The organism is Mycobacterium sp. NPDC003449, assembly GCF_053588415.1.
On sequence record NZ_JBSFPX010000220.1, the window covers coordinates 1 to 10,621 of the forward strand.

8 protein-coding genes are annotated in these 10,621 nt (G+C 65.9%); 2 read left to right on the top strand and 6 right to left on the bottom strand.

Translation table 11 applies throughout. The features are described 5' to 3' along the window. Positions 1–335: MMPL family transporter (locus tag ACWDTP_RS33655; RefSeq protein WP_450027555.1), on the top strand; the 335-nt coding region annotated here is incomplete at its 5' end. Between the two features lie 37 nt (positions 336–372). Here the strand turns inward: ACWDTP_RS33655 and ACWDTP_RS33660 are convergent. From ACWDTP_RS33660 to ACWDTP_RS33685, 6 genes are all read right to left on the bottom strand, one after another. Continuing rightward, a complete protein-coding gene (locus tag ACWDTP_RS33660) occupies positions 373–1,041 on the bottom strand; it encodes an O-methyltransferase (RefSeq protein ID WP_450027556.1) in 669 nt (222 codons plus the stop codon). Positions 1,042–1,057: 16 nt separating this feature from the next. Continuing rightward, a complete protein-coding gene (locus ACWDTP_RS33665) occupies positions 1,058–2,293 on the bottom strand; it encodes a glycosyltransferase (RefSeq protein WP_450027557.1) in 1,236 nt (411 codons plus the stop codon). A gap of 2 nt (positions 2,294–2,295) precedes the next feature. After that, entirely contained in the window at positions 2,296–5,460 is a 3,165-nt protein-coding gene (locus ACWDTP_RS33670; RefSeq protein WP_450027558.1) for an ATP-binding protein, read from the bottom strand. Positions 5,461–5,561: 101 nt separating this feature from the next. Further along, positions 5,562–6,965, bottom strand: coding sequence for an aspartate ammonia-lyase (locus tag ACWDTP_RS33675; protein ID WP_450027562.1), 1,404 nt, complete (start codon positions 6,963–6,965; stop codon positions 5,562–5,564). Positions 6,966–7,083: 118 nt separating this feature from the next. Beyond that, complete coding sequence (locus ACWDTP_RS33680; protein WP_450027559.1) at positions 7,084–8,265, bottom strand: MalY/PatB family protein; 1,182 nt, start codon at positions 8,263–8,265, stop codon at positions 7,084–7,086. 41 nt (positions 8,266–8,306) lie between these two features. After that, entirely contained in the window at positions 8,307–9,938 is a 1,632-nt protein-coding gene (locus ACWDTP_RS33685; RefSeq protein WP_450027560.1) for an APC family permease, read from the bottom strand. 108 nt (positions 9,939–10,046) lie between these two features. Between ACWDTP_RS33685 and ACWDTP_RS33690 the strand changes: the two genes are divergently transcribed. Next, positions 10,047–10,621 (top strand): LysR family transcriptional regulator (locus ACWDTP_RS33690; RefSeq protein ID WP_450027561.1); only part of this gene is annotated, 575 nt, incomplete at its 3' end.

Here is a 10,621-nt window from a genome sequence, read left to right on the forward strand (position 1 = left end):
TGAAAGAGGAGATCCACGCCGGGCTCAACACCGGCATGATCCGGGCCATGGGCGGCAGCGGTTCGGTAGTGACGGCGGCCGGGCTGGTGTTCGCGTTCACCATGATGTCGATGGCGGTCAGCGAGCTGGCCATCATCGGTCAGGTCGGCACCACGATCGGCCTCGGTTTGTTGTTCGACACCCTGGTCATCCGGTCCTTCATGACCCCGTCGATCGCGGCGCTGCTCGGCAAGTGGTTCTGGTGGCCGCAGTTGCCGCGGCAGCGCCCGAAACCGCAGCCGTGGCCCAAGCCCGAGCACCGCGAGCGCGCGGGTCTGTTGCCCGACACACCGTGAAACGCCGGCAGTTTGCGCACGCTCGTGATGCGCTGGCTCACCTGACAAGCGCGACCGCGAACCCGTCCCAGTTCTTGGTGCCCACGGTCTGGATCGCCGCGGCCTCCAGGCGGTCGTCGCGGCCCATCATCTCCAGCATGTCGCGGACCGCCAGCGCCTGAGCGTCGTCGGCGGCCGGGTTCAACACGCGTCCCATCCGGGTCACGTTGTCCACCACGATGATCGACCCGGGGTGGGCCAATTTCAGGGCCCACTCGACATAGCCGACGTTGTTCTCCTTGTCGGCATCGATGAAAACGAAATCGAAGGTCTGCGACGAGCCCCAGCCACGCTCGGCCAGCCGGGGCAGGGTGTCCAGCGCCGCGCCGACGATGATCTCCACCCGGTCGGCCACCCCGGCCCGCTCCAGATTGGTCCTGGCCACCTCGGCGTGGCGGGGCTCGTACTCGCAGGTGACGACGCGGCCGTCCGGCCCGGCGCCGCGGGCCAGGTTGATGGTGCTGTAGCCGGCCAGGGTGCCGATCTCCAATATGTTGCGGGCACCGGAGATGGTGGCCAACAACGACAACAATTTTCCGTGTTGTGCCGATACCTCGATCGCGGGCATCCCCGCGGCCTGCGTCGATTCCCGCGCGGCGACCAGCGCGTCGTCCTCGGTTCGCAGCACTTCGGTGAACATGGCGTCGACGTCGCGGGGTTCGGTCATGTGCGTCAGGGTAGCGTCAATGCGTCAGGCCGAACACCCGCTGCTCGACGAGGTCGGCACCGCGCGACACCCCGCCGGTCGCGGCGAACCCGTCTGCGACCCGGCGCGCCCCCGGAACCATCCGCATCGCCTCGCGCACGCTGTCACGCAATCGGTCCGGTGTCAGCCGCCGGGCGGGCAGTCGGGTTCCACAACGCGCCACCTCCACCCTGCGGGCCACCTCGAGCTGATCCCGTCCGTAGGGCACCACACACACCGGGATGCCGCGCGCCAGCGCTTTCTGGGTAGCCCCCATCCCGCCATGGGTCACGGCACAGATCGCCCGGTCGAGCACGACGTCATGCGGAACAAATTGGTGCACAGTGACATTAGCGGTCGATTCGGCTTGCGGCGACAGCCCGGCCGGCATCGTCGCGACCACGTGGACCGGCTCGTCGGCCAGGGCCCGGATGGCGACCGGAACGAGTTCGGCGTCGGCCTGCCGCTCCGAGGACGTCGTGACCAGGATGACCGGGCGGTCGATCGCGTCCAGCCAGTCCGGTCTGCCACTGCTCCCCGGGTTCAGCACGCAGGGCCCGATCATCTGGACGGCATCGCCCCATTCGGTGACGGGGTACTGGAACGGCTTGCCGCTGGCCAGCAGGATCAACGGAGACCGGCGGAGAAACTCATCCATCGAATTCACCTGTGGGACCTGAACTTCCATCCGGACCCGATTGATCGGCGGCAGCATGATCTTCTCCAGAGTGCCGACAACCGCGGCCCGCACCGCGGCATCGCGTATCCGGCCGGACCATCCGGTCCTCGGCGGAAGGCCCAACCCGAACGGCGGGACCCCGGCGGCCCGCAGCGGCAGGGTGTACGGCGCGAAGGTGGCCCATGGGATGTCGCCCGCCTCGGCCGCCGATTGCGCACCCCAACAGTTCACATCGACGAGCAGCGCGTCCGGGCGGACCTGGCGGACCGCGCCGGCGAGGTCGGCGATCTCGTACCCGGCTCGCCGGCCGAAGGCCGCAACGCCGAGCTTCAGCGCGGCCCGTGGGTTGGCGGCCTTCCAATCGTCGATCTCGATCGCCTCGATATGCGGGTCCGTCGGTTCGGCGGCGAAACCGAGCCGACGTGCGATATCCACCCCGGAGGACAGGGTGCGCACGTTCACCCGGTGACCCCGGCTCGACAATTCGGCGAGCAGTGCACTCATCGGGAGCAGGTGACCGAGCGCGGGCGAGGTGTAGGCCAGAATCGTCGCCATCGTCACCTCATCCGCCGGGCCGCATCGAGCCTGCCTCGTGCGCACAGCTTTTCGCACAGTTTCAGGTAGCGAGCCGACCAGTCGGCGTAGCCCGGTTCATCGTCCGCGGCCCGGGCCAGCAGGGCTTGCGAGCGCAGCCACCACATGTCGAGCGCCGGGATCCCGGGCCGCAGCCGCGGCCACTGCCCGGTGATCCGCCGTGCCTCGGCCAGCTCGTCCTCGCGTCCGGACTCGACCAGCATCTCGACGAGTGCCTCCCCGAGGCACCCCAGGAACACCCTGGAACCTTTGCCGGCATATCTCGCGAATCCGGTCCGCAGATCCGCGAGTGCGCGTGCGCGGTCACCAGTGAGGGCCGCAACGGTTGCCAGGTCCGCGATGATCGTGGGCCTGATGAACGTCATCGAGTGGTAGCGGTCGATATACGACAGCGCCCGCCGGAGGTCATCGGTCGCGCCCTCGTCGGACCCTTTCCGCGAACGGAGTACCGCGGTACCGTGCGCCCAGTCGACGCAGACGATACCGCTGGCTTCGCCGAGCGAATGGGCGACCCGCACCGCGTCACGGAGCTCGTCGATGAGCTCGTCCGGATCACATAAACCCAGGGCCACAACGACTCCCGAGTACAGGACGGTGTGGGTGAACGTCATCGGCATGGCCGCACGGGCCAGTTCGATGCCTTCATTCAGGTGCCGTCGGCCCGGTTCGGCGTCACCGAGACACAACTCGAGGACACCGCGCAGCGCCAGCGCCGGAGCCAGCTCGACCGGTGGCGTCCGGTCCACCGTCAGCAGGTCGAGAGCCTTCAGCCCGGAGGCGAATTCGCAACTGGCCAGCTTGGAGAACGCGACCGCGTTGATGACGATGCCGGTGGCCTCGTCATCCCAGCCCGCATCCTCGGCCATCCGGTGCAGCTCCGATGCCAGCGCCGCGGCCTCCTCGATGGCCTCGCCGTTGGCCGTGAGAGCCCAGAGCTGCCCCGCGGTTCCGATCCCGAGCCACCTGGAATCCTCGGTTCGCGATGCGAGATCCCGAAATTCACGGTAACGCCGAGCCGTGTCGACGTTGTTGCCGACGTAGAGCGACGTCGAAACCAGCAGGGTGCGGGGAGCGACCCGCATGCCCGCCACCCCTGGCTCGTCATCGGGCAGCCCGTCGGCCAGGCGTTGGGCATGTTCCCACTGCTCACGTGCCGCGGGGATATCCCTGCGGCGAATCCATTGCCCGGCCCGCATATACCAGCGGTAGGCCGCCGCGGGTTGGCCCGCCGCCTCGAGGTGAGCGGCGATCAACGCGGCGTTCTCATCGGCCGCCTCGAGGTCGCGGTGCTCGATGGCGACGGCGAGGCGACCATGCGCACGTGCCCGGTCACGGCTCAGCTGGGACTCGTAGGCCACCGTACAGACCAACGGATGATGGAAGCAGTACCGCTGCCGGGGAACGAATTCCGTCTGGTCGATCAGCTCCGCCGAGACCAGTTCGGCCAGTCGATCCACTTCGACTTCGGGTTGCAGAACCCGCAGCGTGTCGGTATCGAACTCGGCACCGATCACCGCGGCCGCGTTCAAAACCCGCTTCGCGGGCGCCGACAGCCGGTCGATCCGTGCCGCCAGCACGGCCTGGATCGTCGCGGGCACCGCGATCCGGTCGAGGTCGCCCACCATCCGGTACCCACCGCGGGTGCCCACCAACACGCCGCGGCCCGCGAGATCCCGGACGATCTCCTCGACGAAGTACGGGTTTCCGGCCGCCACATCGGCGATCCTGGCCGCCAGCCCGGTCAGTGACGGGTCGTCCCCGAGCAGATGACCCAGCAGGCGGACCGCCACCGAATCGGGCAGTGGCCGCAGCCTGATGGTCCGGCCGGGGTTTCGCCGCAGCGCCCCCTGATATTCGGGCCGGTAGGTGGCCACGACCGTGGCCGAGGCGACATCGTCGATCTCGGCCGCGAAATCTGCGAGCACCTCATCGCTGGGTGCGTCGATCCAGTGCACATCCTCGAGCACGAAGACGGTCGGCACATCGCACTCGCGGACAGCGGTGGCCATGAGTTCGACCAGCCGGCGGCGTCGATCCGCGATGGCGTCGCGGCTATCGGATCCGGTTGCGTCGGCGTCGCCGATTCCCATGGCCTCGAACAGCACTCGCGCGTCCGGCGACGGTACCTGCAGGCGTCCGCCGAACTGCGCGACGGTGCGCTCCCGCGCACCGGCCGGGCTGAGCCCGTCCACGTGGAACATTCCCCGCAATAGCAGCGAGAGCATGCGGAAGGCGACGACCGAGGCGTGCGCCGCGCCGCGCGCCACCACCACAGTCGCACCCCGGCGTTCGGTGTCCGCGGCGAACTCGCCGACCAGCCGGGTCTTGCCCAGCCCCGGCTCGCCGATCAGACCGACCGGACCGCCGCGGCCCGAGTCGAAAATCTCCCGCAAGTGGTTCAGCTCCACCTCACGGCCCAGCAGGGCGCCCTCAGTGCGGCCCAGCACCGGGCCGCCGGTTTCGGTCGACAGGAGCCGGCGCCCGGACAGCGGTTGGTCGAGCCCCTTGACCGTGAGCTGCTCGACGACGCCGAGCCGCGCGGCATCCTCGACCAGCCGCGCGGTGGACAGCGAGCACATGACTCCTCCGGCCGGAGCCGCCGATTCCATCCGCTGCGCGAGACCGACCGGATGGCCGACGGCGGTGTATCCGCCCGCCCCGATCTGTCCGGCGACGACGTCTCCGGAGTTCAGTCCGACCCGAAGTCGCAGGGCGACGCCGTCACGGCGGGCCACCTCGGCGGCCAGCGCGTCGGTCACCGACTGAATCTCCAGCGCCGCGATGCAGGCCCGCAGCGCGTGATCCTCCAACGCCGCGGGCGCACCGAACAACGCCATCAACCCATCGCCGGTGAACTTGTCCACGGTGCCGCGGTAGCGCTGCACCACCGCCGCGGCGCGGTTGAACAGCTCGTTCATGATTTCTCGGAGCCGCTCGGTGTCGACGGCGGCGGCGAGCCTCATCGAGTCGACGACGTCGGCGAACAGCACGGTGACCTGCTTATGTTCGCTGGTCACCGCCTGCGCGTCGACGGCGGTTCCGCACATATCGCAGAATCGCGCCCGTCGGTGCAGGTCACTGCCGCACGAATGGCACCGGCCGGCAAGGTCACCGACCGGGCCGGCCATTCACCATTCCTTCTAGACCGTCAATATGGCAATGATCGCGCACTGCGGGTCAGCGGACACCCTCTTTTCCGTAGACCATCCTTGTCCAAAAGCGCATCGAATCACCCTGCCGGGTTCACAGATGCCAGGGTTGTGGGGTTGAGAATCGCCGCAAGTCGTTCCGCGCTGAGAAGACCACGAGCGACGGCCAGATCGCCAATTGATTGGCCCCCGATCAGCGCATCGGCAGCGAGGCGCGAGGCAGCTTCGTATCCGATGAACGGATTGAGAGCGGTCGCCAATCCGATGGAGTTTTCCACGTTCGCACGCAAATGCTCCTCGTTGGCCTGGATCCCGGGAATGCAGCGCTTCGAGAGAGCCTCACATCCGGCGGTCAGTTGGGACACGGACTCAAACAGTCTGTGGGCGATCGCCGGCTCGAAAGCGTTCAACTGCAGCTGGCCGGCTTCCGCGGCCATCGTGATCGTGACATCGTTGCCGACCACCTCGAAGGCTATCTGGCTCACTACTTCGGGGATGACCGGATTGACCTTGCCAGGCATGATGCTGGACCCAGCTTGTACGGGCGGCAAACTGATCTCTCCGAGACCAGCACGTGGTCCAGAAGATAACAGACGCAAGTCATTACAGATCTTTGACAGCTTCACGGCGGTGCGCTTGACAACGCCGGACAGTTGAACGAAGGCGCCGACATCCTGGGTCGCCTCGACGAGATCGGCCGCGGTCGACAGATCGAGACCTGTTACCCGTCGCAGTTCTCGGCGCACTCTTCCGGAGTAGTCGGGGTGCGCGTTGAGGCGCGTACCGATCGCGGTGCCACCCAGGTTGATTTCGCGGATCAGGTTCTGCGCCTCCCCCAGACGTGCGTGGTCCTCCCTGACCATCACGGCAAAGGTTGCGAACTCCTGTCCAAGAGTCATCGGTACCGCGTCCTGCAGTTGCGTCCGGCCCAGCTTCAACACGTGGGCGAATTCAGTTGCTTTACTGGCGAATACATCCACCAGCACCGTCATGGCATTCCTCAGTCGTGCCACGGCGAAGTGCAGCGCAACCTTCAGCGCAGAGGGATACACGTCGTTCGTACTTTGCGAGAGGTTGACGTGCTCGAGCGGATGCAAATGCGCGTACTGGCCGCGGCGATGTCCCAGGATCTCCAAGCCTCGGTTGGCGATCACCTCGTTGGTGTTCATGTTCGTCGATGTCCCGGCGCCACCCTGGATGACGTCGACAACGAACTGATCGTGGTGTCTGCCATCCCGAATCTCCTCGCAAGCTCGCACGATGGCTTCACAACGATCCGTGTCCAACAATCCCAACTCACGGTTGGCCACGGCGGCGGCGCATTTCACACTGGCCAGAGCACGGACAAAGTCGGGGTAACGACCGATCGGAATGCCACTGATCGTGAAGTTCTCCAGCGCTCGCGACGTGTGCACACCGTAGAGCGCGTCTTCGGGCACCTCGCGGTCGCCGAGTAGATCACGTTCGATCCGCGTTGAACCCATCGGTCGTTCTCCCCATCCCTCGACGGCGCTGCCCTTGGCCACGCACCCAGGACGTGGTGGTCGTGGTGTGCGCCGGTTGGTAGAGCCTGGTCATCTGCCGGTACAACGGTCCTGACGGTTAGCGGGCGCTGTCGGAGCTGTGTTTCATCACGAAGTCATTGATCCGGCGGGCAGATTCGAGCAGCACATCGGGTTCGGTCGCGAAGTTGAGCCGTACGAATCCCTTGCCCGCCAGTCCGTGATCAGGTCCGGGTGTGGTCGCCACTTGATACTCGTCGAGCAACAGCGCCGCCGGATTGACCAATCCGGTACAGCGTAGATCCAGCCACGCCAGATAAGTGCCTTCCGGCGGTGTGTAGATATGCGCCAAACCGCCGTCGCCGAACACGTCGTGCAGAGACCTGCGCATCCCGTCGAGAAACTCCAATGCCTGTCGCAACCACGGCTCACCGTGCTCAAAGGCCGCGGCGGTGGCGACCATTCCCAGGGGACTGATCCCGCCGGTGGCGGCCCCAGGCAACGCCGCCCACGCTTCGCGGTGCCGCCGATTGGTCAGGGCGATGAATCCGGTCCGGAGGCCGGCGATGTTCCATGCCTTGGTGGCACTGAAGAGCGTGACTGAATGGTCGCGGGCGCGGTCGTCTATCGAGGCATAGGGCACGAAGTCGACGTCGTAGCGCAAGGGGGCGTGAATCTCGTCGCTGATGACCACTGCGTCGTGCCGTTCAACGATGTCGGCGAGGGCCGTGAGTTCGTCGACGCCGAAGACCCGTCCGACCGGGTTTGCCGGGTGACAGAGTAGAACAGCCCGTGCGCCGGCGGCGAGCGCGGCGTCGATGCCGTCAAGGTCAAGCCGGTACCCGTCGTCACCACACAGCATGGGCGTCTCCACGATTGCCCGGCCGGCGTTCTGGATGGCGCCAAAGAAACTGCGGTAAGTGGGAGTCGGAACGACGACCGGTGACCCAGCCGGGGTGTACAGATTTAAAGCGTTGGTGATCCCGCGCATCAACTCGGGCAGTATCGCGATCCCTGCGGGGTCGACGGTCAGTCCGTGTTGCCGGCCAAGCCAGCCAGCTGCGATTTCGAGCAGCCCGGAACCGCGTGGCGGGATCGGGTAGCCGAATGTCTCGCGGTCGACGGCGGCTCTTACCGCGTCGACGATCGGCCCGGCAGTCGGCAAATCCATTTCGGCCACCGTCAAATCGATCACGTCCGGACCGTAAACGGACCACCGCTTGGTGCCGCGGGAGCGTGAACGCTCCAGATTCCAGTCGAACGCTGTCGTAATGGGCGTCATGCCTTCATGCTCCTAGTTCTTTGTCATTGGCAATTTGCTGTTCAGGACGACACTGCTGCCGGCACGGCCGGCTCGGTGCGCTGAGCTTGTGTCGCACGGTAATACGCCACGCCCGATCGTTGCGCCATGAACCAGGCACCTATGCTGACGGCACCCGCTAGAACGGTGTCCCATGGCGCGGGGATCGCGTCGGTGCCACCGAAGGACCCGAATGCAGAGATGACTCCGACTGCAACGACCCAGCCCAAAAGCCACAAACCCTGCGCGGCCGAGACTGAGGCGCGCTTGCCCGACCTCCAGTGGCGAAACGCGTAGATCCCAAATCCGATCAACAACAACGGACCGGCAACGCGCGCTTTGTCCCAGCCCGACCAATAGAGGATCAAACCGGACAGAACGAATGACGCGGCGCCCACCGGGATACTCCACCGCCCAAGCCAGGCCGGCCCATCCACTGCGGCCAGGACCGTTGTCGCGACCGATACGGCCGCATAGCTGAGACCGTAGAAGAAGCTTATGGAACTAACGATCGACCCCCAGCTGCCAAAGGTGGCAATGACAATCGCGCCGACTACCATGTTCAGCGACAGCGCCAGCCATGGAACTCCCCAGCGTCTGCTCACAGCGGTGAAAACTTTTGGCAGTAGCCCATTCTGGGCCGCGCCGTAGGTGTAGCGTGCCTTAATCGACTGGCCCATGAGGATACTCCCGGATGGAGAGAAGACGGCGTCGGCTATCAGAAGCGTGGAGAGCCAACCCAATCCGAGTAGGCCGGCGAGTTGAGCCAGGGGCGAAGTCAGGTTCAGTCCGTGCCATCCCGAATTCAGTAGGCCGCTGGGTGGTGTGTAGATCATCACGACCTGGAGCGCCAGATACAGGGCGAAGGAGCCGCCCCACGCGATGAGGGTCGCACGCGGCACCGACTTTCGCGGGTCGCGTGCCTCGCCGGACATCACCGCCGCACCGTTCACCCCGGTGAACGCGTAGACGACACCTCCCCCGACGATTGCAGTGAGGGCCGCCGACAGCCCATAGGGTGCGAAACCGCCTCCTGCCGAATAGTTTTCGGTATCAAACCCGCTCGCCAGCAATAAAACAATGGTGAGGGCGGGAATCACCAGCTTGAGAGTGGTGATCACGTTGTTGACGCGGGTGAGGTAGACAACCCCGAAGAAACTTGCACCCGAGAAGAGCACCAACAGCACGATGGCGAACAGCCGCCCGTACCACGTCAGTGTTTCGTCGCCGGTGACCAACGCCGGTATCCAACGGCTGACGTACTGAGCGACCGCGGTGGACTCGCTCGGTCCGGCGAACACCGCCTGTAATAGCACCGCCCATGTCACTGCGGCTCCCACCATGGGGCCGCTGGACATCCGGGGCCAGCGGACATTGCCGCCGGAGAGCGGTCGCCGGAAGGCCAGATCGATGAAGACAAGGCAAACGAGCAGCGTTGCGAAGCCACCGATCACCCAGGCAATGATGCTGGCCGGTCCCGCGGCCTTGGCCAGCCGATAAGGCGAGAGCAGCCATCCGGAGCCGATCACGCTCGAGAACGTGAGGAGCGCGAGGGACGGTGTTCCCAGAGCGCGCTTCAGCCGATTGTCGTCATCAACCGACACGGTTGCCGATGAGTGCTCGGCACGGCCGGTGAGGTTCGTCGAGCTGTACATGGCTTTACCTTGCGAGACCCGACAGCATCTCGGTAGACCCCAACTGACTGCCGTTAGCGTTAGGCTCTGCCTATGTCTTACGGTCCACCAGTCGAAAGCGGTGATTTGGTGGTCGCCGTCGCCGTCGCAAAGTGTGGGAGTTTTTCGAGCGCAGCCGCGGAACTGCACCTCAGCGCCGCCTCCGTCAGCGCACGGCTGGCCGCCCTGGAGCGCCGGTTGGGCAAGAAGCTCTTCAAACGCGGCGCCAGGGGGAGCAGTCTCACCCCAGCGGGCGAACGCTTCGTCGACTATGCGGAGCGGTGTCTGCGGATACTCGACGAAGCGGTGGCACAGGTAGGGTCCACGCGCAGCGAACGGCTGGTGGTCGCCGCGCCGGCAAGTCTGGGCTCGTTGTTGTTCCCTCTCACCCTGTCGGTCCTGGCGCCCTACGCGATCGACGTGCACTGTCGAGTGGCGCACAGCGACGAGGTTGTCCGTCAGGTCCGTGACGGCGTAGCGCACGCCGGATTTGTCATCTCCACATCTCCAGAAGAGCCGATGCGCTCGATACGAGTCGGAACTTCAGCGATCGTCGCGGTGACCCGCCCCGATTCCCATCTCGCCCGCCGGGACCGGATCAAGGTCGTGGACCTGCTCACCGCCCCACTGATCGCCTACCGCTGGGGTCCGGACGCCGACACCAT